At 41.0% G+C, this 24,031-nt stretch carries 23 protein-coding genes; 8 read left to right on the top strand and 15 right to left on the bottom strand.

The features are described from left to right. Window positions 1–79: 79 nt before the first annotated feature. From ACESK1_RS07490 to ACESK1_RS07455, 8 genes are all read right to left on the bottom strand, one after another. On the bottom strand, window positions 80–1,048 hold the full coding sequence (locus tag ACESK1_RS07490) for an L-histidine N(alpha)-methyltransferase (RefSeq protein WP_372919509.1): 969 nt from the start codon (window positions 1,046–1,048) through the stop codon (window positions 80–82). Between the two features lie 14 nt (window positions 1,049–1,062). After that, entirely contained in the window at window positions 1,063–2,226 is a 1,164-nt protein-coding gene (gene egtB / locus ACESK1_RS07485) for an ergothioneine biosynthesis protein EgtB (RefSeq protein ID WP_372919507.1), read from the bottom strand. Window positions 2,227–2,451: 225 nt separating this feature from the next. After that, window positions 2,452–2,859 carry an energy transducer TonB gene (locus tag ACESK1_RS07480; RefSeq protein ID WP_372919505.1) on the bottom strand — a complete coding sequence of 136 codons (408 nt, stop codon included), beginning with the start codon at window positions 2,857–2,859 and terminating at the stop codon, window positions 2,452–2,454. A gap of 24 nt (window positions 2,860–2,883) precedes the next feature. Further along, the gene (locus ACESK1_RS07475; protein WP_372919503.1) at window positions 2,884–3,708 is read right to left on the bottom strand and encodes a thymidylate synthase; all 825 of its coding nucleotides are present in this window, start codon (window positions 3,706–3,708) and stop codon (window positions 2,884–2,886) included. A 94-nt stretch (window positions 3,709–3,802) separates the two neighbouring features. Then, window positions 3,803–5,506 carry a NupC/NupG family nucleoside CNT transporter gene (locus tag ACESK1_RS07470; RefSeq protein WP_372919501.1) on the bottom strand — a complete coding sequence of 568 codons (1,704 nt, stop codon included), beginning with the start codon at window positions 5,504–5,506 and terminating at the stop codon, window positions 3,803–3,805. Window positions 5,507–5,519: 13 nt separating this feature from the next. Continuing rightward, window positions 5,520–6,140, bottom strand: a complete 621-nt coding sequence (locus ACESK1_RS07465; protein ID WP_372919499.1) for a bifunctional nuclease domain-containing protein — start codon at window positions 6,138–6,140, stop codon at window positions 5,520–5,522. An 84-nt stretch (window positions 6,141–6,224) separates the two neighbouring features. Next, complete coding sequence (locus tag ACESK1_RS07460) at window positions 6,225–7,193, bottom strand: electron transfer flavoprotein subunit alpha/FixB family protein (RefSeq protein WP_372919497.1); 969 nt, start codon at window positions 7,191–7,193, stop codon at window positions 6,225–6,227. Between the two features lie 109 nt (window positions 7,194–7,302). Beyond that, window positions 7,303–8,049: an electron transfer flavoprotein beta subunit/FixA family protein gene (locus ACESK1_RS07455; protein WP_372919495.1), complete on the bottom strand. Its 747-nt coding sequence runs from the start codon at window positions 8,047–8,049 to the stop codon at window positions 7,303–7,305. A gap of 312 nt (window positions 8,050–8,361) precedes the next feature. Here ACESK1_RS07455 and ACESK1_RS07450 point away from each other — a divergent pair, with 312 nt between their 5' ends. From ACESK1_RS07450 to ACESK1_RS07440, 3 genes are all read left to right on the top strand, one after another. After that, a complete protein-coding gene (locus ACESK1_RS07450) occupies window positions 8,362–9,342 on the top strand; it encodes a pyruvate dehydrogenase complex E1 component subunit beta (RefSeq protein ID WP_372919493.1) in 981 nt (326 codons plus the stop codon). A gap of 199 nt (window positions 9,343–9,541) precedes the next feature. Beyond that, a complete protein-coding gene (locus ACESK1_RS07445; protein WP_372919491.1) occupies window positions 9,542–10,054 on the top strand; it encodes an inorganic diphosphatase in 513 nt (170 codons plus the stop codon). A gap of 117 nt (window positions 10,055–10,171) precedes the next feature. After that, window positions 10,172–12,454 (top strand): sodium-translocating pyrophosphatase, encoded by a 2,283-nt coding sequence (locus ACESK1_RS07440; RefSeq protein ID WP_372919489.1) that lies wholly within the window; start codon window positions 10,172–10,174, stop codon window positions 12,452–12,454. Window positions 12,455–12,537: 83 nt separating this feature from the next. On the opposite strand, the gene ACESK1_RS07435 is transcribed toward ACESK1_RS07440, so the two are convergent. Continuing rightward, entirely contained in the window at window positions 12,538–13,020 is a 483-nt protein-coding gene (locus tag ACESK1_RS07435; RefSeq protein ID WP_372919487.1) for a ferritin-like domain-containing protein, read from the bottom strand. Between the two features lie 192 nt (window positions 13,021–13,212). Here ACESK1_RS07435 and ACESK1_RS07430 point away from each other — a divergent pair, with 192 nt between their 5' ends. From ACESK1_RS07430 to ACESK1_RS07420, 3 genes are all read left to right on the top strand, one after another. Next, window positions 13,213–13,986 (top strand): Ku protein, encoded by a 774-nt coding sequence (locus tag ACESK1_RS07430; RefSeq protein ID WP_372919484.1) that lies wholly within the window; start codon window positions 13,213–13,215, stop codon window positions 13,984–13,986. Between the two features lie 3 nt (window positions 13,987–13,989). Then, a complete protein-coding gene (ligD, locus tag ACESK1_RS07425) occupies window positions 13,990–16,416 on the top strand; it encodes a DNA ligase D (protein ID WP_372919482.1) in 2,427 nt (808 codons plus the stop codon). Window positions 16,417–16,481: 65 nt separating this feature from the next. Further along, window positions 16,482–17,519 carry an App1 family protein gene (locus ACESK1_RS07420; protein WP_372919480.1) on the top strand — a complete coding sequence of 346 codons (1,038 nt, stop codon included), beginning with the start codon at window positions 16,482–16,484 and terminating at the stop codon, window positions 17,517–17,519. A 30-nt stretch (window positions 17,520–17,549) separates the two neighbouring features. Here ACESK1_RS07420 and ACESK1_RS07415 read toward each other — a convergent pair whose 3' ends face one another. The 3 genes from ACESK1_RS07415 to ACESK1_RS07405 all read right to left on the bottom strand — a co-directional run bounded on the left by ACESK1_RS07415 (window position 17,550) and on the right by ACESK1_RS07405 (window position 20,047). Beyond that, a complete protein-coding gene (locus tag ACESK1_RS07415; RefSeq protein WP_372919478.1) occupies window positions 17,550–18,215 on the bottom strand; it encodes a sterol desaturase family protein in 666 nt (221 codons plus the stop codon). Window positions 18,216–18,226: 11 nt separating this feature from the next. Further along, window positions 18,227–18,841: a deoxynucleoside kinase gene (locus tag ACESK1_RS07410; RefSeq protein ID WP_372919476.1), complete on the bottom strand. Its 615-nt coding sequence runs from the start codon at window positions 18,839–18,841 to the stop codon at window positions 18,227–18,229. Window positions 18,842–19,129: 288 nt separating this feature from the next. Beyond that, window positions 19,130–20,047: an AraC family transcriptional regulator gene (locus ACESK1_RS07405; protein WP_372919474.1), complete on the bottom strand. Its 918-nt coding sequence runs from the start codon at window positions 20,045–20,047 to the stop codon at window positions 19,130–19,132. A gap of 113 nt (window positions 20,048–20,160) precedes the next feature. Between ACESK1_RS07405 and ACESK1_RS07400 the strand changes: the two genes are divergently transcribed. Further along, entirely contained in the window at window positions 20,161–21,660 is a 1,500-nt protein-coding gene (locus ACESK1_RS07400; RefSeq protein WP_372919472.1) for an aldehyde dehydrogenase family protein, read from the top strand. Window positions 21,661–21,663: 3 nt separating this feature from the next. Continuing rightward, on the top strand, window positions 21,664–22,023 hold the full coding sequence (locus ACESK1_RS07395; protein ID WP_372919470.1) for a DUF779 domain-containing protein: 360 nt from the start codon (window positions 21,664–21,666) through the stop codon (window positions 22,021–22,023). 90 nt (window positions 22,024–22,113) lie between these two features. Here the strand turns inward: ACESK1_RS07395 and ACESK1_RS07390 are convergent, their stop codons facing one another. The 3 genes from ACESK1_RS07390 to ACESK1_RS07380 form a co-directional block, all read right to left on the bottom strand. Next, a complete protein-coding gene (locus tag ACESK1_RS07390; RefSeq protein WP_372919468.1) occupies window positions 22,114–22,482 on the bottom strand; it encodes a DUF6122 family protein in 369 nt (122 codons plus the stop codon). 71 nt (window positions 22,483–22,553) lie between these two features. After that, on the bottom strand, window positions 22,554–22,889 hold the full coding sequence (locus ACESK1_RS07385) for a DUF202 domain-containing protein (protein ID WP_372919466.1): 336 nt from the start codon (window positions 22,887–22,889) through the stop codon (window positions 22,554–22,556). 192 nt (window positions 22,890–23,081) lie between these two features. Further along, on the bottom strand, window positions 23,082–24,031 hold a 950-nt coding region (locus tag ACESK1_RS07380; RefSeq protein ID WP_372919464.1), incomplete at its 5' end, for an amidohydrolase family protein.

Raw genomic sequence — 24,031 nt, 5'->3', positions numbered from 1 at the left:
GGATTAGCTTTCACTATTTCAATACCGAAAAGGAAATTGATTTTCTCGTAAAACAACTTAAAAAGTATGCGAGCTAAGTTTATATTTTTCTGAAAATATAGTTTCGATAACAATCCTCGGAATCTGCAAAGCGGGTCTCGATCTTTAAACCAGCTTCCCCGGCCAGCCATTGCACAACTTTTTCGTCATATTTCTGAGAAATTTCGGTATGGATGCTTTCCCAGGCATCAAAATGGACTTTCAAATTAAAGGCTTCAATGAAAACTTCCTGATCCACCTTGCTTACAAGGAAACTTTTTGCCGTTCCGGTTTCGGGGTCGTAAGTTTCCCAGTGTTTAAAGGTATCCGGATTGAAATTCCCGCCTAATTCATAATTAATTCTGACCAGAAGGTTTTTATTGAAGGCCTCGGTAATCCCGTGCGGATCGTTATAGGCATCGAGGATCTTCTGCGGATTTTTCTTCTGATCGAACCCCATAAATAACATATCTTCAGGCGCCATCGCCTCCTGAATATTCCGAAGAAACTCAATCGCATTTTCGTGCAACAGGTTGCCGATATTGGAGCCCAGTACCAGAATAACTTTTTTCCGCTTGCTGAAATCGGCCAGGTTTTCCAGTGTCTTGAAATAAGTTCCCTGCTGTGGTCTAATATCTATTCCGGGCATATTTTCCCTTACAGAAGCCTCCAACTCCTTCAAAACGTGCTCGCTGATATCTATAGGGAGATAAGTGAACCCGTAATTTTGCTCATTTAAATGCTTCAAAAGTACTTTTGTTTTCTTCCCGTCGCCCGCACCGAGTTCGATAAGGTCGAAACCGCCATCCGCATTAAAAGAATCGGCTATGGGGGCGGTATATTCCTGAAGAATGCCCAGTTCGCAATTGGTTAGGTAATACTCGGGCATATCCATTATCTGCTGAAAAAGCTTGTCGCCTTTTTCGTCATAGATATACTTGGAGAGCAAATATTTTGGATGGCTGGTAAGACCTTTGTAAACATCTTCTTCAAATGCGGTCTTAAAGCCGGTGGTTGGTATGGATTTCATATTTTCTTACGTGGTTATTTTGCTAATCTTAAGCCGGTAAATTGCCACCTTAGATGTGGATGGAAAAAGTTTCGATAGGTGGGGCGGGTGTGATTTTTGGAAGTGGCTACCGAACTGCCTCTTAATACCTTTTGGTTAACCATAAACTTTCCGTTGTATTCGCCAAGAGCGCCCGGAGCTTTTGTATAACCGGGATATGGTGAATAAGCACTTTCGGTCCATTCCCAGCGGCTTCCCCATTTAAAATATTCGTTTGCCGCTTCCCATTCGAATTCTGTGGGAAGACGCAGGCCTCTCCACTGGGCATAGGCAAAGGCCTCATAATAGGAGATATGAGTTACAGGGGCTTCAAGGATTACAGGGTGTAACCCGTTTAAGCCGTAACTATGCCATTCACCTTCTATTTTATGCCAGTATAAAGGAGCAATGATATTGTTTGTGTTTATCCAATCCCAGGCTTCGGCGTGCCAAAGCAAAACATCCTCATAGCCACCGGATTCCATAAATTCCAGATATTCGGCATTGGTAACGAGTTTGCTGGAGATCACGAAATCATCCAAAAATACCTTATGTTGACCTAATTCGTTGTCATAACAAAAATGGTCGGACTTATGGCCTATTTCGTACAGTCCTTCAGATAATTTGATCCACTCCGCTTTAAAGTCCTGAATTTGATTTTCTTTGAATTGATCGTTGTATTTAGGAAAAAGCGGATTGTTTCCCAGGATGTATTTTATATCGGTGTACAGCAGTTCCTGGTGTTGTTTTTCGTGATGACAGCCAATTTCTATGAGTTCCAGCTTCTCTTCGGAAAGCTCTTCAGATTTCAGGAACTCCTGCAGGGCTTTTGAAACATAGGTGCGGTAATCATAAACCCAGGCAACTGTTGGTCTGGACAGGTTTCCGCGGTTGGTGCGAATCACCTTTTCCCCCACGCTTTCGTAATAGGAATTAAAGACAAAAGCCGAGTTCTCATCGAATAGTTTATAACCGGATTTATGTGGTATGAGTACGAATTCCTCAAAGAACCAGGTAGTGTGACCCAGATGCCACTTTGGTGGCGAAACATATTCGAGGGGTTGTACCACATAATCTTCGGTTTCCAAAAAGGAACATATCAGTTCTGACCTGGCCCGGGTTTCGTTAAAAAAGGTGATTAATTCCTGTTGAGATTGCATAAAATTGAAAAAAAGCTTTAGGCTACTTCTCAAATTTAATGAATTTTAAATAAGATGGGAATAATCAGGAGTTAATGGCAAGTTAAAGTGATGTTATTTCAGGATCAAGATCCACAGTTTAAGAGGAATGGGAGGTACAATTGTAACTGATGCCTTGTTCTTTCAATTTTGCTGAAGAACACAAGGCATCAGAAATAAAATTGCAATATATCTTGTGCAGTTTTTTTATAGAGTAAGGGGTATGGTGTAGCTAACAGCTGATGGTTTGCCATCTCTGCTTCCAGGTTGCATTTTAGGCATTTTTTCAATCATTTTAGTTGCAGCGGCATTCACTTTTGGCTCTGCACCATCAACAGATTTCACCACTACATTTCCTTCTTCGTTAACCTCCATTTTAATGGTAACCTTTCCACGTAAATATTCCCCTTCATCATTCTTGGGATATTCATAGTTTTCTTTTACGTGAGCCATTAATTTCTCATTAAAACAGGCCTTTTTGTCTGCTTCTTCTTCACATCCCGGCCATACAGGGGCTGTTTGTTTTGAAGTTACCTTATTACCTTCTACTGAGGTATCCTGGGCAAAGCCAAAACCGGTTGCAAAAAATAAAGCGATAACAAATAAACTTCTCATTGTAGGTATAATTTTAATTAAACATTAAACTGCTACCGGGGCTTTAATTCCCGGATGCGGATTATAATTTTCTAAGATAAAATCTTCGTAATCAAATCCAAAAATATCGGTGACTTTCTTATTGAGTTTCATTTGTGGGAGCGGGCGAGGGTCTCTGCTAAGCTGCAATTTCACCTGTTCCATGTGGTTCTGGTAGATATGAACATCGCCAAAAGTATGGATGAAATCTCCCGGCTCATACCCGCAAACCTGTGCCATCATTAGAGTAAACAAGGCATAGGAAGCGATGTTAAAGGGTACTCCCAGAAAGACATCGGCGCTGCGTTGGTAGAGCTGGAGCGATAATTTTCCATCGGCCACATAAAACTGAAAGAAGGCGTGGCAGGGAGGAAGGGCAGCCTTGCCATTGGCTACATTTTCTGAAAAAGATTTTGAAGTGTCAGGCATAACCGAAGGGTTCCAGGCTGAAACCAACATTCTGCGACTATTCGGGTTTTTCTTCAGGGTCTCAACGATCTCTTTTATCTGGTCTATGTCTTCACTGTTCCAGTTTCTCCATTGATGGCCGTAGACCGGACCAAGATCACCATTCTCGTCGGCCCATTCATTCCAGATGCGCACTCCGTTTTCCTGTAGGTATTTCACATTGGTGTCACCTTTTAAGAACCAAAGCAGTTCGTATATAATTGATTTGAGGTGAAGTTTTTTGGTGGTTACCATCGGAAAACCTTCGCTAAGGTCAAAGCGTAGTTGATGACCAAAGACGCTTCGGGTGCCGGTTCCTGTGCGGTCGCCTTTGTCGGTGCCGTTTTCCAGGATATGATTCAGGAGATCGTGATATTGTTTCATGTTGCTGTTTCTGAAGTGAAAAGAATACTTCAGCTAAAATAGCAAACCACATTTATTTTCAGCTTTTCTTCGGCACTAATTTATCCCCAGGTTGTTAACCTAAGATCATTCCCGCGATAGTTGCTGAAAGCAGGGAAGCCAGAGTTCCACCAATCAAGGCTTTCATTCCAAATTCTGAAAGGGTTTTTCGCTGTCCCGGAGCTAAAGAACCAATCCCTCCAATCTGGATTCCGATAGAAGCGAAATTAGCGAAACCACAAAGCATATAAGTAGCCATGATCACCGATTTCTCGTAGGTAAGGCTAAGGGCATTCGCCGGGTTTTTTAGTTCTGCGAGTTGTACATAACCCACAAATTCACTTGCGGCAAGTTTAATTCCGAGCAACTGACCCATTAGCATCATATCTTCTTTTGCTACTCCAATAATCCACATAAGCGGGGCGAATATTATCCCTAAGATGGATTCCAGAGAAAAGCCTCTGTAAGGAGTATTTTCTGCTAAAATTGCGTTCAGTCCGGTTAGATTTCCGGTATAGTTTAGCACATAATTTATCATTGCTATAAAGGCGATAAAAACCAGTAGCATAGCACCTACATTCGCTGCGAGTTTTAGGCCCTCGGTGGTTCCGTTGGCAATGGCATCCAGAATATTGGAGCCTATTTTGTCTGAAGAAACCTCTACATTTTCATTTATGGGTTCCAGCTGCGGATATAGAATTTTTGAAACCACTATAGCTCCCGGCGCGGCCATCACCGATGCAGCGAGCAGGTGTTTGGCAAACTGAAGTCTTAAGACGGGGTCATCACCTCCAAGAAAACCTATGTAAGCGGCGAGCACACCTCCGGCTACTGTGGCCATTCCACCAACCATTACCAGCAAAATTTCAGAGCGGGTCATGCGCTCCAGGTAAGCTTTTATCATCAAAGGAGCTTCGGTTTGTCCCAGGAAAATGTTTCCGGCAACACTCAGACTTTCTGCTCCAGAGATACCCATAAGTTTTGTAAGCACCCAGGCCAACCCCTTCACTACAATCTGTATTACCCCAAGGTAAAACAGCACCGAAGTCAGGGCGGAAAAGAAAATAATGGTTGGCAAAACCTGAAAAAGGAAGATAAAACCGAAACTATCAACATCCATCATTCCGCCGAGCAGGAATTCACTCCCTGCAGCTGTAAAATCAAGGATGAGCACGAAAATATTTCCTACAAATTCAAAAATGCTTTGAATAAAGGGAACCTGTAAAACCCCAAAAGCTAGTAGTAGTTGGGCAGCAAGTCCCATCCCTACAGTTTTCCATTTGATAGCCTTTCTTCTGGCGCTAAATAAAAACGCTATTACTAACAAGGCCAGCATTCCAATGGCGCCACGAATAACACTTTCCAGGCTTATTCCCTGGTTCGGGACGATTTCTTTGGCCGCTTCGGGAGGGATAACCTCTGCGGTGCTTTTTAGGGTTTCAGTAAAAACAAAATCAGTTTGACTATCGGAGAGCACCATCGAGGTGTCTGTAAGCGAAGTAATTCGGTAATTTATTATGCTGTCTTTCGGTTTGTTAGCGAAAATAATCAGCAAATTGTTCTGGTAGATATAATCTCCTTCTACAAGCTTTTCTTCTGAAGTCTTGTCGCTTATCTCAAACCGGCCTTCATCTAAATCAAATAGGGTATTCTGGGAAAACAGCGATTGTTGGGTGGCATCAACTTCAGATTGCAGTTGCCAGGTTTTTGAAATGCTTTGGGAAAAGGCTGTACTTATTCCGAAGATCATCAAAAACAGACAAAACCAGGTCTTGTTCATAAAAATGGGGGAGTTATTTTCTTTTGGAGATTTCGTCTCTTATTCGGGCTGCTTTTTCGTAATCTTCGTTATTTACGGCTTGCGAAAGGAGGGATTTTAATTCGTCCAGGGATAGCTTTTTATAGTCGGTGGAATCTGATTTCATACTTATGTCGTCGGGAAGTACCTCTTCAGAAATTATCTCTTCCTGCTTTTGTTCCTTTTTGGTGCTGCTTTCATCTCCTTTGAGATAGATACCTGCTTTCTCCAGAATATTCTTATAAGTGAATATCGGGGCATCAAATCTTAGAGCCAGAGCAATGGCATCACTGGTTCGGGCATCAATTATTTCTTCTATTTTATCACGTTCACAGATAAGACTTGAATAGAATACGCCATCAACCAATTTATGAATGATCACCTGCTTGACGGTTATATCAAACCTGTCGGAAAAATTTTTGAAAAGATCGTGGGTGAGGGGGCGGGGAGGTTTTATTTCCTTTTCCAACGCGATTGCGATAGACTGGGCCTCAAAAGCGCCAATGACGATTGGGAGTTTTCGTTCCCCATCTACTTCGCTTAGAATTAAGGCATATGCCCCATTCTGGGTTTGACTATAAGAGATTCCTTTTATATTAAGGCGCACTAAACTCATATTCCAAAAATTAAAAAAGGCTGACTAAATAAGGACTTTGCACCAGATTTAGACAGCCCTTTTAAGGGGCACAAGTTATGAAAATTATGCGTTTTTCTCTTTAAATTCCTTCAATTTTTCGTTTAGCTTTGGCACTATTTCAAAAGCATCACCAACTACACCGTAGTCTGCTGCCTTAAAGAAAGGAGCTTCGGGATCGTTGTTGATGACCACTTTGGTTTTTGCAGAATTCACTCCGGCAAGGTGCTGGATAGCTCCGGAAATTCCAATAGCAATATATAAATTAGAGGCCACCGGCTTACCGGTTTGGCCTACGTGTTCGCTGTGAGGTCTCCAACCCATGTCGCTAACCGGTTTAGAACAAGCAGTTGCTGCTCCAAGTATTTCAGCCATTTCTTCTATCATTCCCCAGTTTTCAGGACCTTTCAATCCGCGTCCACCGGAAACGATAATTTCGGCATCGGCGATAGTAACCTTATCGGTCGCTTTGTCAACAGATTCTACATTTACACTGAAATCTTCTTCTGATAGATTCGGGCTGAATTCCTCAACAGTGGCATCAGCCTGATTTTCTTTTAATCCGAAAGCATTTTGAGACACTCCTACGATCTTAACATCGGTATTGATCTGAAGCAGATTGAAAGCTTTATTGGTGAACACGCTTCTTTTTACGGTAAAAGGGTCGGTGCTTTCGGGGAGTGCAACTACGTTTGGAGCGTAGCCTGCATTAAGCTGAATTGCCAATAATGGAGCTATATATTTACTGTTAGCACTTTGGCTGATTACAACAACTTTGCTGCCTTCTTTTTCAGCGGCTTGTTTCAGGGCATCTGCGTAAGCTTCAGCGTTAAACTTACTTAGTTTATCATTTTTGATGTTTAATACTTTATCAACACCGTATTGGCCCAGTTCAGAAGTATCTTCGGCATTAAAGGTTACAGCGGTTACACTACCACCATTCTTAGAGGCCACTTCCCGGGCATAAGAGGCCACCTCTAAAGCAGCCTTTTTGAATTTTCCTTCTTCGGATTCTGTATATACTAAAACTGACATATATTTTTATTTTTTAGTCATTTCCGTCCTGATGGTCATCGGGAGCAGAAATCTTATTTATTATAATTGCCTCACAGGTTTAAAAATATGAGTGCACTTGTTGATATCTTTAAATCGCTTTAGCCTCGTTGTGAAGCAGATCGATAAGCTCATCAAGATTATCAGGATCTACAAGTTTCACCTCTCCTTTTGGAGCAGGTTTTTCGAATTTCCTGGTTTCGGTTTGAGCTGAAGCATCTTCGGCCTGAACCACATTAAGCGGTTTTTTACGCGCTTGCATAATTCCACGCATATTGGGGATCTTCAGGTCTTTTTCTTCAACCAGACCTTTTTGTCCTCCAATAACCAGTGGAAGTTTTGCGGTTAGGGTTTCCTTCCCACCGTCTATTTCACGGATGGCAGTGGCGGTATCACCTTCAACTTCCAGCTTAATACAAGTATTTACAAAATTCGCATCTAATAATCCAGCCAGCATTCCAGGAACCATTCCTCCATTATAATCTATAGATTCGCGGCCTGCGATAATCAAGTCGTAATTTCCTTCTTTGGCAACTTTAGCCAATTGTTTGGCAACAAAAAAGCCATCGGTAGGAGTGGCATCCACTCGTATAGCGGTATCAGCTCCAATAGCAAGGGCTTTTCTCAAGGTTGGTTCGGTTTCTGCGCCTCCAACATTCACGACATCTACGGTAGCACCTTGTTTTTCTTTAAACCACATGGCACGGGTTAAACCAAACTCATCGTTAGGGTTTATCACAAACTGTACTCCGGCGGTATCGAACTTCGAATCCCCGTCGGTAAAATTGATTTTTGAGGTAGTATCAGGTACGTGGCTGATACATACTAATATTTTCATATAAAAAGATGTTTAAATTAAAACGTTTTCGTTTACGAAGTTACATAAATAAAATCAAAAAAAGCTATGCGCGCATAACAAATTTGAGGTTGATTTGTTTTCAGAATTATAAACATTCGTTAATAAATTAAGGTAATAACTGTATTTTTCGATTCAAAGAGATGTTTTTGTTGTCATTTTGTATTTGAAGAGTAGATGGGAAAAGCCTGAAATCAAGAGGACCCAAAAATTTGTGGACTTAATATGGTATAAACATTAGCTAATTACTATTTTTGTTTCCGCTAAGTTTTACAATTAATACGATACAATATAATGAAGACAATTCAATTTAGGGAAGCAGTTGCCGAAGCGATGAGCGAAGAAATGCGCAGAGATGAGAGCGTTTACCTGATGGGGGAGGAAGTTGCCGAATATAACGGAGCTTATAAGGCTTCTAAAGGTATGTTGGATGAGTTTGGTCCTGAACGCGTAATAGATACTCCAATCGCTGAACTTGGTTTTTCCGGGATAGCGGTAGGTTCGGCCATGAACGGCAACAGGCCTATTGTTGAATTCATGACTTTCAATTTCTCCCTGGTAGGTATAGACCAGATCATAAATAATGCAGCCAAAATGCGCCAGATGAGCGGTGGGCAGTTCAATGTTCCTATTGTTTTTCGCGGGCCAACAGGTTCAGCAGGGCAATTAGGAGCAACGCACTCTCAGGCTTTCGAAAGCTGGTTTGCCAATACTCCGGGTTTAAAGGTGATTGTACCTTCAAATCCGTATGATGCAAAAGGATTGCTAAAGGCTGCCATTAGAGATGACGATCCGGTTATTTTTATGGAAAGTGAGCAGATGTACGGTGATAAAGGAGAGGTGCCTGAAGAGGAATACGTCATTGAGATTGGAAAAGCAGAAATCAAACGCGAAGGAAATGATGTTACTATCGTTTCTTTCGGAAAGATCATCAAAGAGGCCTACAAAGCTGCTGATGAGCTTGAAAAAGAAGATATTTCCTGTGAAATTATCGATCTAAGAACAATACGTCCAATGGATCACGATACCATTCTCGAATCGGTTAAGAAAACCAATCGTTTGGTAATTCTGGAAGAGTCCTGGCCATTTGGTAATATAGCAACCGAGATCACTTACCAGGTTCAGGAAAAAGCTTTTGATTTCCTTGATGCACCTATCGTAAAGATCAATACAGCCGACACTCCGGCTCCTTATTCCCCGGTACTTTTAAAAGAATGGTTGCCTAACAGCGACGATGTGATAAAAGCGGTTAAAAAGGTAATGTATAAAGACTAAGAAGAAGAAATTCTTTATTATAGAAGGCTTCATCATATTATGGTGAAGCTTTTTTGTTGAAAAACCAATTGGGAATTAATTATTTCTATTTTGAAAGATTTGTATTCACCGCGTTCATAGGTTTTCAGTTTTAATTGGGAGCAATTAAGTTGAAAATTACCTATATTTGCCGCCCTTAAATAAGAAAATAAAAGTAAAAATGTCTGAGACTTTTGATGTAATGATAGAGATCCCGAAAGGGAGCCGAAACAAATATGAGTACGATTTTAAAATGAAACGCGTTCGATACGACAGGATGATCTTTTCTTCTATGATGTATCCTGCTGATTATGGTTTCATACCCAATACCCTTGCCTTAGATGATGATCCCCTGGATGTTTTGGTGCTGGTTGCAGAACCCACATTTCCCGGAATAGTGATGGAGGTGAAACCAATTGGTGTTTTTCATATGGCCGATGAAAAGGGTCCGGATGAAAAAATAATATGCGTACCGGTTTCAGATCCTATCTGGAACAGGATGAACGATCTAAAAGATTTAAATGGCCATCTTATTATGGAGATCGAGCATTTCTTCAAGGTTTATAAAGATCTTGAAAAGAAAAAAGTAGATGTAGATGGATGGGGAGATGCCGGGGAAGCACGTGAAATCATCAAACAATGCATTAAGCGTTTCGAGGAATATGATGGAGATAAAGACCGCTTCGGAATATAGCAAAAACTGACCATCATCATTGAATATTAAAAAGCAATAGCCTTAAAAAGTTATTGCTTTTTTAATTATACTCAATTTACTACTTTAGCCGTATTAACTAAAACTTAACAAATTAATATGGAATCAATGATGATTTATATGCCTGCAATATTGGCAATAATAGGGCTCATTTATATGGGCATTAAAAGATCCTGGGTTTTGAAACAGGATGCCGGGGACGGCAAGATGAAAGAAATTTCATCGCATATCTATGAGGGAGCCCTCGCTTTTTTAAACGCAGAATATAAATTACTAAGCATATTTGTAGTTGGTGCCAGTATTGCTTTGGCGGCGGTTGCATATGTGGTACCCACCACACATTATCTAATTATAGTGGCCTTTATCTTCGGGGCCTTTTTTTCTGCCCTTGCCGGAAATATGGGGATGAAGATTGCCACCAAAACCAATGTTCGCACAACTCAGGCAGCGAGAACGAGTTTGCCTAAAGCCCTCAAAGTATCTTTTGGCGGCGGAACAGTTATGGGACTGGGTGTCGCAGGACTTGCGGTACTTGGTTTAACGACTTTCTTTATTATTTTCTTCCATTATTTTATGGGTGGCGAATGGACTGATACCAATCAAATGACCATCGTATTGGAAACCCTGGCAGGATTCTCTTTAGGTGCTGAATCTATTGCTCTTTTTGCTCGTGTAGGCGGAGGAATCTATACCAAAGCAGCCGATGTTGGTGCCGACCTGGTTGGAAAAGTTGAAGCCGGAATTCCCGAGGACGATCCGCGTAACCCGGCAACCATTGCCGATAACGTAGGTGATAATGTGGGGGATGTTGCCGGAATGGGTGCCGATCTCTTCGGAAGTTATGTAGCTACAGTTCTTGCAGCTATGGTACTCGGAAATTATATCATTGAAGATATGGGCGGAAATATTGTTGATTCCGGATTTGGAGGAATTGGTCCTATCTTATTGCCTATGGCTATCGCCGGGGTTGGTATTATCATGTCTATTGTTGGTACTATGTTGGTGAAGATCACCAGCAACAGTGCGAAGGAGGCTGAAGTGCAAAAAGCATTAAATATTGGGAACTGGGTGTCTATTATTTTGGTTGCTGTAGCTACCTATTTCTTAGTTATCTGGATGTTACCAACAGATACCTTAACTATGGGCTTCTTTGTTGGAGGTGCTGAAGGTTTTGAATATAAAAGCATAGACGCTATCAGGGTATTTTATGCTTCTCTTGTAGGGATTGTTGTTGGAGGAGTGATTTCAGCAGTAACCGAATATTATACCGGTCTTGGTAAGAAACCTGTACTTTCTATTGTACAGAATTCAAGCACAGGAGCCGGAACAAACATCATCGCCGGACTTGCTACCGGCATGATTTCTACTTTCCTTTCAGTATTGTTATTCGCTTTCGCTATCTGGGCGTCTTACGCGTTTGCAGGATTTTACGGAGTTGCACTTGCTGCCTCAGCGATGATGGCTACCACGGCAATGCAGTTAGCTATTGATGCTTTTGGACCTATTGCAGATAACGCAGGAGGAATTGCTGAGATGAGCGAACTTCCACCTGAAGTACGTGAGCGCACCGATATTCTTGATTCTGTAGGAAATACAACCGCTGCTACCGGAAAAGGTTTTGCGATTGCTTCTGCGGCGCTTACATCCCTTGCCCTTTTTGCGGCTTATGTAACCTTTACCGGAATTGACGGGATAAACATCTTTAAAGCTCCGGTCCTTGCAATGCTTTTTATTGGAGGAATGGTGCCTGTGGTCTTTTCAGCCTTAGCGATGAAATCGGTTGGCAAAGCTGCGATGAAAATGGTAGAAGAAGTACGCCGCCAGTTCAAGGAGATTCCGGGAATAATGGAAGGCACAGGAAAACCTGAATATGACAAATGTGTAGCGATTTCTACGGAGGCAGCTCTAAAGGAAATGTTGCTGCCCGGGGTTTTAACCATTGGTTTCCCTATTGCGATTGTAGTTTTACCAATGTTGTTTGGTTATGATAATCTTCTTATTGCTGAAATGCTTGGAGGCTATATGGCCGGAGTTACCGTAAGTGGTGTGCTTTGGGCTATTTTCCAGAACAATGCCGGTGGCGCCTGGGATAACGCTAAGAAATCTTTTGAAGCGGGAGTAATGATCAATGGTGAGATGACCTATAAAGGCTCTGAAGCACATAAAGCTGCAGTTACCGGTGATACGGTAGGTGATCCGTTTAAAGATACTTCAGGCCCTTCTATGAACATTCTTATTAAGCTTACCTGTTTGATAGGACTGGTAATGGCTCCAATCCTGGGAGGACACACCGAAGAGGAAATTCCTAATGCACCCGAAGAAACTCCGCAGGTAGGAGAGGTTTCCCAAACAGAAGCTGTTTTTGAAGTTATTATAAAATAAGTTCAGAAAAGTTTTAAAAACTTTTATTAAAAAAGCCCGTTTAAAGTCTATCTTTAAACGGGCTTTTTCGGTTAATTCGAACCTTATTTCGCTTCTTTATTGATTCGGCTTTCGGCCATTTTATTCAAATTTTCATCAGCCTTATATTCTTCATCCAGGGTTTTTTGTAATTTTCTGGCTGCTTCCTCATGTCCAAGTTCCTTGGCATAACGAACGACTGTCCCGTAACCGGAGATCTCGTAATGTTCTACTCGCTGCGATTCAGCTATTATGCCAGCATCCCGCACATCTTTTTCGGCATCCTCTTTCAGGAAACTTTCAGCTTCTTTAATTAAACCTTTCATGGCTTTACATTCTTCGCCGTTTGGTTTGAAACCAAGCTCTTTGCTGACTTCCTCTAATCGCTTTTTATGTTCTTTGGTTTCTTCCAAATGATTTTCAAAAGCTTTTTTTAGTTTATCGTTATTTGCTGCTTTGGCCATTTTAGGCAAAGCTTCAATTAGCTGGCTTTCGGCACTGTAAAGGTCCTGGATCTGGTGTTCAAATAGGTCTTCTAATTTTTTCATGATTTATTTTATTTATGGTTAATAAAGTAATAAATATAAGATCCGGGGAGCTTGTTTCGAGTTAAATGTGTGGTAAAGCTTTGTTGAAGTTCTATTAAACTTGGTTTTGAATTCTGCAGAATGACTTTTAACATAGCTACAACTAAGGACCGGCGATAAATCCCTTAATTTTAAGTTACTAAACACTTAATTATGAGGTCAATTTGGAATGGTTCAATAAGTTTTGGACTGGTATCTATTCCTGTAAAACTTTATTCGGGATCGGAAGATCGGCGTCTGGAATTGGATATGCTGGACAAGCATGATAATGCACGAATCAGGTATAAAAGGGTGAACGAAGAAACGGGAAAAGAGGTTGAATGGAAGGATATTGTGAAGGGATTTAAGAAAGATGATACCTATGTGGTGCTGGAGAAAGAAGATTTTGAGAACGCTAACCTGAAAAAGAGTAAGACCATAGATATTGAGGAATTTGTGGGGGAAGATGAGGTGGCTGAAGTTCTTTATAAAAAGCCTTATTTCCTGGAACCGCAGAAAGAAGGCGGAAAATCTTATAATTTGCTGAGAGATGCACTTAAAAAAACCAAGAAACTGGGTGTAGCGACATTTGTAATGAGGCAAAAAGAACATTTAGCTCTTGTAGGGGTTTATGATAAGGCTCTGGTCCTGCATGTCATCAGGTTTGCTGATGAGATCAGGGATACAGGAGACCTTAAGCTCCCTAAAACCAAGGTAACGAAAAAAGAGGTGGATATGGCTATTTCCCTTATAGAGCAGCATAGCACAAAATTTAAACTGGATAAATTCAAGGATGTTTATAACAACCAATTGATGAAGATCATAGAGTCCAAGAGCACAGGGAAAAAGCTTAAAGCTGAAGAATTTGAAAGCAAGCCTACGCCGGCAAAAGACCTTATGGCTCAGCTTAAAGCAAGCCTTGAAAAGAAGAAGAAAAAAGCTTCCTAGGTAATGGGTCTTGAAGATTACATAAAGAAACGGAATTTTAAGGATACCCCGGAGCCCGGAGCCGATTACAGCGATGAGAACCGTGGTAGATTTGTGATCCAAAGACATCAGGCTTCCAGGTTGCATTATGACCTGAGGCTGGAGATGGAAGGCGTGCTCAAAAGCTGGGCTGTGCCCAAGGGACCTTCCATGAATCCCAAGGATAAGCGACTTGCCATTCATACTGAAGACCATCCCGTAAAATATCTCGATTTTGAAGGTACTATCCCCAAAGGGAACTACGGAGCCGGAGTGATGAAAATTTGGGATAGGGGAACTTTTCAGTCTGCTGATGGGACTGAAGACAATTTACCGGAACAACTGGAATCCGGTAATTTAAAGATCAAATTCAAAGGACAAAAAATCAGGGGGGAATTTGCGCTTGTAAAAACGAGTCGGGGAGAAGATCAATGGCTATTGATAAAGAAAAAAGACGACTATTCTACCGACCTGGATTATGACGCGGAAGTTTTCGCAGAGAAAGATGCTTCAGAAACCAATAAGAAACCGGGTAAAGTCCGAAAAATAGATCCTGATGATTTTTTGAAACCCATGTTAGCTACTGCAACTAAAAAGATATTCAATAATCCTGATTGGATCTATGAAATAAAATGGGATGGTTATCGGGTAGTCACTAATATTCAGGAGGGCGAGGTAAACTTATATTCCCGTAATGGAGTTTCCTTTAATAAAAAATTTCCGAAGCTTAGGAAGGACCTGGAACATATAGAAAATGACACCATCCTGGACGGAGAAGTGGTTATCCTGGATGAAGATGGAGTGCCCGATTTTCAGGCTCTGCAAAATTACAATAGCAAGACTAAGGGAGAATTGAGATATTACGTTTTTGATATGCTTTATCTAAATGGTCATTCTATGCTGGATTTACCATTGCTGGAGCGAAAAAGCCTTCTCCCGGAGGTATTGGAAGATCTTGAGGCTGTAGTTTATTGCGACCACATTCAGGGGATGGGAAATGCATTTTACAAAAAAGCAATTGATTCCGGACTGGAAGGCGTGATAGCCAAAAAAGCCGATTCCACATATTCCCCGGGCTATCGCAGTGAAAGCTGGCTGAAGATAAAAGCCGTGCAAACCCGCGAAGCTATTATTTGTGGGTATACCGACTCCGAAGGAGCTGTTTTCGGGTCGTTGATCCTGGGAACTTTCAGAGATGGAGAACTGAGTTATATCGGAAATTGCGGGAGTGGCTTCAGTAATGAGGAACAGAAAGAGCTACTTGAAAAGTTTAAAAAATACGAAGCGAAGGCAAGCCCGTTTCCGAAGAAAATAAATCTTAAAGGCCGCAAGCCTACCTGGATGAAACCCGAATTGATCTGTGAGGTAAAATATTCAGAAATGACCAAAAACGGATTTTTAAGGCATCCTGTTTTTAAAGGACTCAGAGCAGATAAGGAACCTGAAGAGATCACCCGGGAAAAGCAGACCGCTGTTCCAAAAGGAAAAGGAAAATCGGGAAAAAAGGGTGCCTCCCTAGATGTGGGCGGAATTTCGGTGGATTTCACAAGTTTGGAAAAGATCTATTGGCCTGATGCAGGCTTCAGAAAATATGATCTGATAGATTATTATATAAAAGTTTCAGAACAAATTTTGCCTTATCTAAAAGACAGACCCGAAAACCTGCACCGGCACCCTAACGGAATAACCAAGCCGGGATTTTATCAGAAAGACACCGAAGGTCAAATGCCTGATTGGATAGAGCGTATAAATATACATTCAGAATCTGCAGAGAAGGAGATAGAATATTTATTATGTCAGAATGAGGCGACTTTGCTTTATATGGCCAATCTGGGGTGTATTGAGATCAATCCCTGGAACTCCCGCAAGGATGACCTGGACCATCCCGATTATACGGTTATAGATATAGATCCTTCAGATAAGAATACTTTTGAGGAGGTTATTGAGGTTGCCCAGGCGGCAAAAGAGGTTCTTGATCTTGCAAAGATCGATGGGTATTGTAAAACTTCGGGTTCCAGTGGACTTCATATTTATATTCCTCTCGGTGCAAAGTACGATTATGATCAGGCACGGGATTTCACAAAACTCATCTGTTATTATATTCACGAAAAACTTCCGAAGCTTACCAGTATGGAGCGAGCCGTGAAGGCCAGGAAAGGTAAGATCTATCTGGATTATCTTCAAAACAGGCGAGGGCAAACCCTGGCGGCCCCGTTTTGTGTGAGGCCAAAACCCGGCGCACCTGTTTCAGCACCCCTGGAATGGAAGGAAGTAAAAAAAGGTCTTAAAGTTCTGGATTTCACTATTGAAACTATGCCGGATCGCATTAAGGAAAAAAAGGACAGTTTTAAGAAAGTTCTTGGGAAGGGAATAATTATGGAAAAGGCCATTGCACGGCTCGATAACTCCTAAAATTTAATTAAAGCCGGTTAAGGGCTTCTTTAGAATTTATATCTTGGATTAAAGCCAAAAAATTAATGAAGAAACGCATCAGGAAACTCGCCGGCAGGTATAAAATGTTAGACAGGATCCTAATTACGCCCTACCGCAGTTATGGTACGCATTCACATCTTTATATACTGGGCAGGGTACTGGATAACGATAAGCTTAAGATCGCAAAAGACCCCTCTTTATTTAAAACCCTTCGAAATACCTGGAAGCAATTTGATACTTTCGAGATTCCGGATGCCGAGGTCGAGTTAGTTCTACCTGATAAAATTATAGCAACTACCAAAACAGATGCCGAAGGATACTTTTTATTTGATGATGTTCTGGATCAGAATCTCGCGGAACATGCTGATGAAGAAGGTTGGGTGGATTATCAATTATTCTATCGTGGCCCGCTGGGGAAAAAAACTGAGTTGCTGGAAGAGCCCTTTACAGGTCAATTTCTGATACCCGATCCAGAAGCTGAATTTGGGGTGATAAGCGACATAGATGACACTATTTTACACACGGGAGTAACTTCTTTTTTAAAGTGGCGCTTGCTGAAAAACTCTTTGTTAACCAATGCTTACCAGAGGATTCCGCTGAAAGGCGCTCCCGAATTCTATAAAAAACTGCACTTAGGAGTTTCAGGAAAGAATAAGAATCCTATGTTTTATTTGAGCAACAGTCCCTGGAACCTTTACGAATACCTTAAATTATTCCTTGATTATAACCAGTTCCCAAAAGGGCCTATTTTACTTCGTAATTTCAGAACCCCCTTTGATCGTGGTCTCAAACCCGAAAAGCCACATAAACAAAAAGAAGCCGCAAATATTCTTAAAACCTATCCCGATCTGAATTTTGTTCTCATTGGCGATAGTGGAGAGCACGATGCCTCGATCTATACCGAAATTGCTGCTCAATATCCAAACAGGATCCTTGCCATCTACCTGAGAAGCGTAAAACACAAGAAACAAATGCAGCGGGTAAAAAGTATAATAGATAATTTTGAAACCACTCCGGTTTTGATGGTAGAATCTTCTGAACAGGCTGTAGAGCATGCCCTGAAGAATGGTTTTATAAAATAAAAAATCCCGCATTTTTGCGGGATTAATAAATTAGTCGTCAATACTAGCTCCAACGGCTGTTCGTTGAGCCTTAGAAGTCTTTCTGGGCATGGTTCCAAAGATGTGGTCCCATAGAGGAGAAGAAACCCCAAAAGCCCTGTCAGGTTCCCGGTAATGATGAATGCTGTGATGGTGCCATAAGACCTTTAAAAAGTTGCCGGGCACTTTAAAAGCATGCACAGAATAATGAACTGCAAGATATCCGGCGTAACCGATTAAAAATCCGGCCAGGAATCCAAAAACATAATCTCCAAGCACAGCCCGGTAAATAATAAATAGTACCGTGGCGATTATCAAACTAAGTACGGGAGGCATTGCCAATCGGGATTTATCTTTTGGGTAGTCGTGGTGTACCCCGTGCATAGTATATGAGATTTTCTGTTTTCGGGGAGTGGTTGCAGGAATATGATATAGATACCTGTGCATCAAATATTCCACCAGGGTGAAAAAGAACAAGCCCGCTACAAAAAGCAAGATCATAACCGGCGCTTCAAAGCCTTTTTCCACTATTCCGTAATATAATAATACCGCAGCGATCACTCCAAAAATTATCAGGGGAAGCGAAATGTGGGTATGGGTTAATTTCTCCAGAATGGGATTATCAAAAAGCTTCGGGGAGCCCTTGTGTTTAGGTCTTTTTAATTTAGTAGATTCCATAAATTCAGTATTTAGAATAAACCATGTAATTCACCGTCGATTCGGTTAATTATATTTCCAAGATCTTCCTGTTGGTCAACAAAGTTAATATTATCTACATCAATTATAAGGAGGTTTCCTTTGTTATAATCATGCACCCAGGCCTCGTAGCGCTCATTCAGCCGACTTAAATAATCAATAGAAATTGAATTTTCATAATCGCGGCCGCGTTTGTGTATTTGATTAACCAGGTTAGGAATGCTGCTGCGCAGATAGATTAAAAGATCGGGCCCCTGGACTACACTTTCCATTAGGTCAAATAGCGACTTGTAATTCTCGAAATCACGGTTAGTCATAAGGCCCATAGCGTGCAGGTTGGGCGCGAAAATATGAGCATCTTCATAAATGGTGCGATCCTGAATAATTTTTTTACCACTTTCCCTAATCTGAAGAATTTGTCTGAATCTGCTGTTTAAAAAGTAAATCTGCAAGTTAAAAGACCAGCGTTCCATTTTATTATAGAAATCTTCCAGATAGGGATTTTCCAGAACATCTTCATAATGAGCTTCCCAATTATAATGTTTTGCCAATAGTTTTGTGAGGGTGGTTTTTCCGGCCCCTATATTTCCTGCAATAGCTACATGCATAAGTTAAAATTTTACTCGCTGGTTAGATTTGGTAATCGAAGCTGTAAAGATAAAAGATTTAAACTACCCCAGAATTTCCGTTTTGTCAATTTAATTATAAAATTGAACTGCCTGCAGTGCGAACTTCCTTATTTCTCTGAATTTCATGGGATTAAAGAATGGATTCTTCGATAAGTATTTTCAGATGAAACCTTTTTTGTCATGAGGGTTTAGGTTTTTTGAAGGAGGGATGGTGCCTGAGTCGTAAAAAACCGCCCTGAAAAATTCCAATAAAAAGGGAGTAGAATATCAGGTAAGATTGTCATTTACCAGCTTTCTATATTGATTCGGGGTGATTTTCTCAAAGCGTTTAAATTGCCGGTTAAAGTAACTTGTATTGTTAAAGCCACTTTTATAGGCTATATCAGAAATTTTCCAGGCTGTTTTCTGAATTAGCTTTTTGGCAAATTTAATACGCTCGCCGTTTAAATAATCTATGGGGGTTTCACCTAGCGTATTTTTAAAACTTCGGTAGAAATTAGAAGTGCTCATACAGGCTTTATCAGCAAGTTTGTCTACATTGATATTTTCGGTTAGATGTTCCCGCATATACTTCACGATAAATGCCATCCTATTGTTATCAAAAAGCGTTTCATTATCTATTAGCATTACTTTGGCTTTGGTTTGAAGCAACCTTATAATGAGTTCTTTTACCATAAGATCCAACAGGGCATCTTTTGCTTTCCCGTCTTCTATAAAAGTACTAAAAATACGATCCAGGACAAATTGCACCTGATGGTTATTCGCTAAATGTACGGCGCTTGCGTCAAAACTGTGATTGTCATTTTCAAATTCGATACGGGTATTTTCATTAAAAATCTGAACGGTTTCCTTTACTTTATTGGGATCAATTCCCAGGGCGAGACAGCGGGTTGGATTTTTTGAATTTGCAAGCGGAAAGTCAATCAACATCTTTTTATCCGGAGGCAGTACAACAGATTCACCCGGAAAGAATTCAAAAGATTTCATTCCTTCGAGATGCATTATTTTTTTACCGGTAAGCATACTCGCAATAATTGGAAAACCAAACTGAAGATTTACCTTTTCTGCTACTTTTTGGGTTTCAAAAACGTTTAGTTCAGCATAATCGGCACTGTAGATCGTTCTGTTTTCAATGGTAGAAGTTAGCTTTAAACCGCGATTGTATTTTGATAAATTGGCATTCAACTTCTCATTATTGTATTAAGTTGATAGTAATGTAGTACTAATTTATAGAAAAGTTCAATTAATTAATTATAAAATTAAGGATATTACCGATGTAAATTTTAAAAAATATTTCTATGAGCTATTCAGCACCAAAATTTAAAGAGAAATACGGCAATTTTATTAATGGGAAGTTTCAGGATCCCATAGATGGAGAATATTTTGAAAATCATTCGCCCGTAGATAACAAGCTTTTAGCCAAATACCCACGGTCTAACGAAAAAGATGTAAAGGCCGCTATTGAAGCCGCTAATAATGCCAAACATGAATGGGGAAATACTTCTGCTTCAGAGCGCGCGGCAATTTTACATAAAATAGCCGATGTTATCCAGGAAAACCTGGAAACCTTCGCTCAAATGGAGACGGCCGATAACGGGAAGTCTATCCGGGAAACAATGAATGCCGATGTACCTTTGGCGGTAGATCATTTCAGGTATTTTGCTTCAGCGATAAGGGCTGAAGAGGGTTCGGCTACAGAGTTGAATGAAAACACACTTTCCCTAATTATCAATGAGCCGCTTGGCGTAGTGGCGCAAATTATTCCGTGGAACTTTCCCTTATTAATGTTGGCGTGGAAAGTTGCTCCGGCTTTGGCTTCCGGAAACTGTGTAGTTTTAAAGCCTGCGGAACAAACTCCGGCTTCAGCAACATTTTTAGCCGAAAAAATAGCCGATCTCTTACCTCCCGGAGTATTTAACGTGGTTCATGGATTTGGTCCTGAAGCAGGAAAACCCCTGGCTTCCAGCCCGAATGTTGATAAGGTTGCCTTTACCGGAGAAACTACCACGGGACAGCTAATTATGCAATACGCCTCAAAAAACCTGCATCCTGTTACGATGGAGTTAGGAGGGAAATCGCCCAATGTTTTCTTTAATAGCATTATGGATCATGACGATGCTTTTCTGGATAAATGTATTGAAGGTGCTGTGCTTTTCGCATTTAACCAGGGAGAAGTGTGTACCGCTCCATCACGGATTTTAATCCAGGAAGATATTTATGACGAATTCATCAAAAGAGTAATTGAGCGCACAAAAGCGATTAAAATGGGGAATCCATTTGAGGAATCTACGATGATGGGTGCACAGGCTTCCAGCGATCAACACCAAAAAATTCTGGAATATATCAAAATAGGAAAAGATGAAGGAGCTGAGGTTTTAGCCGGTGGTGATGCGGCAAAACTTGATGGTGATCTCGCAAACGGATTTTACATTCAGCCAACTATTCTGAAAGGACATAATAAAATGCGGGTTTTCCAGGAAGAGATCTTTGGCCCCGTGGTGGCAGTTTGTACCTTTAAAGATGAAGCCGAAGCTATTGAAATTGCAAATGATACCATGTACGGACTCGGTGCCGGGGTCTGGACACGGGATGCGCACCAATTATATCAAATTCCGCGAGCAATTAAAGCCGGAAGGGTTTGGGTGAATTGCTATCACGATTATCCGGCTCACGCGCCATTTGGAGGTTATAAGAAATCTGGATTCGGAAGAGAAAATCACTTAATGATGCTAAATCACTACCGACAAAGCAAAAATATGTTGATTTCTTATGATAAGAATAAACTGGGATTCTTTTAGAATATGGAATTTAAACGAGTAGAAATAACTCCTGAAGCAGATAAACTGCTGCAAGAACTCAAGCAAAAGCACGGCGAAGTGATCTTTCACCAAAGCGGTGGCTGTTGCGATGGGTCTTCACCAATGTTACTGCCAAAGGAAGATTTCTATATAGATGAAAACGATATTTTATTGGGGGAAGTTGGTGGTGTTAAATTTTATATGAGCCACGACCAGTTTGAATATTGGAAACATACCCATCTAACTGTAGATATTATAAAGGGTAGGGGAGGCAGTTTTTCCCTGGATATCCCAACCGGTTACCGTTTTCTCATAAAATCCAGAATGCTTAATGATGAAGAAAACAAGAATTTAAACCCTTAAATTGTTGGTTAAAACAAAAGCCTGGGAATGATTACTCTAAATAATCGGTTTTCCGGGCTTTTTTATTGCTGAATTTCCCTTATTACAATATCAATTAAACCACTTATAAACTTCAGAATTCACATAGCACTCTTCACATTTAGAGAACATCCAGAGGCAGTCAATGGAGTCGGTGATCATATGGAATAAAAGGCCGATAAATATTAACCTGATGGTTTTATGTTTTACAAAAACGGATCCTAAGAAATATACCAAAATCGGGATTTCTGAATGCAGGGGATGGTAGCCAATTCCGCAGCGCATAGGATCAAAAAGCGGTGTCGCAAAAACGTGGTCGAGATCCACTGCCATTGTGGCAAGCAGGATCAACCAGTTTCGCTTCCAGTTCTTTTTATCGTACCAGTAAGCAATTGCTCCAATGGCTATAAAGTGAAGGAAGTAATGCGTGAAAGTTTGCAATTGGCGTTGTTAAGTTTTGAAGTTGTAGGGTAGACTGTTTTTTTAGATTGCGATTTTGGAACCTTTAGAAATTATTTCTGGGAATTCTCCTCTCCGGCTGAGGACTCAATCTTTCCCTTCAATAGATCCTTCATTTTATTTCTCAGTACAATAAATCGCCAAATACCCACAGTTACAAAAAGCACAGAGAAAATTAGTGCCAGGTAGCCGATGTAATGCATCTCCTCATATTCCTTTAACTGAATTAACGCAAGACCACCCAACAGAAAATAAAGGGCCGCCTGAGTGTATGAGAGGAGTGTGCGTTCATTTGCGAGCTTCGTCCGCTCCAGCGCAAGGTGTTCGCGGACGATACTCTCATCAATCTTTCTGCCGGTAAAAAGCCTTCCGAATCTAACTTTCCTCATAATTATTAGTTCCTTAACAAGATTAAAGATAGTTTTTTAGGGGGCAAAAACTAAAAGTTTAGAACCAGGACTTTTAATATTTTGTCAAAGCCAGTTTTTCCGACTTGAACCTGGTCGGTAAATACCTGTCCCCAAAAATAGTAAGTTTTTTTCTTCTTTAGCCTTGCAAGCTATACGCTGTCTACCATTTAACTATTGGCAGGTGCAACCAGGTGCTGTAAAACTTTGGGTGCCTTCGTGATATGGGAAGGCTTCGTTGTATTTGTTATTTTCCCAGTAAAAATTCTCGCGCTTTTCCGGTTCGTTGCCAATTTCATTCATAGTTTCAGAATCATACAACCTACCGTTAATCATAGTGTAGATCACCGATTCTGAATTGCGAATATTCTCCAGTGGATTCTCTTCCAGTACGATCAAATCGGCCAGTTTGCCTTCTTCCAGAGAGCCAATCTCGCTGCCCATTCCTATATATTCAGCACCATTTATAGTTGCTGCCTGAAGGGCTTCCATATTTGTCATTCCACCCATCTGAAGCAACCAAAGCTCCCAATGAGCACCAAGTCCCTGAAGTTGGCCGTGAGCGCCAAGATTAACTTTTACGCCTATATCGGTGAGTTCTTTTGCCGTTTCTGAAACCAATATTGGACCGTTTTCGTATTCCTCGTCAGGTAATTTGGCACGATGTCTTGATCGGGAATCCACGATATGTCTCGGAGTGAAATTTAGTAATCTCTCATTTTCCCAAACATTATCTTTGTCGTAGAAATAATACTCCCCGTTAATACCGCCGTAATTCACAATGAGGGTTGGAGTGTAGCCGGTGTTGCTGTTTCCCCAAAGGGTTTTTATGTCTTTATAGACAGGTGCTATAGGGATATTATGCTCGATCCCGGTATGCCCGTCTACGATCATATTCATATTGTGGAAAAATGTACTTCCACCTTCAGGTACAACGTTCATCTCCAGTTCTTTAGCGGCTTGCATTATCTGCTGGCGTTGTTCCCGTCGCGGTTGATTATAACTTTTCACTGATGTCGCTCCAAAAGCCTTGGTTCTCCGTAAAGCTGATCTGGCATCTTCCAGGTTGTTTATCACTGCCTTGAAATCTCCATCGGCACCATAAAGGATGACCCCGGTGGAAT

The organism is Salegentibacter sp. (assembly GCF_041642575.1).
GTDB lineage: Bacteria > Bacteroidota > Bacteroidia > Flavobacteriales > Flavobacteriaceae > Salegentibacter.
This window is presented reverse-complemented; position numbering and strand designations above follow the sequence as displayed.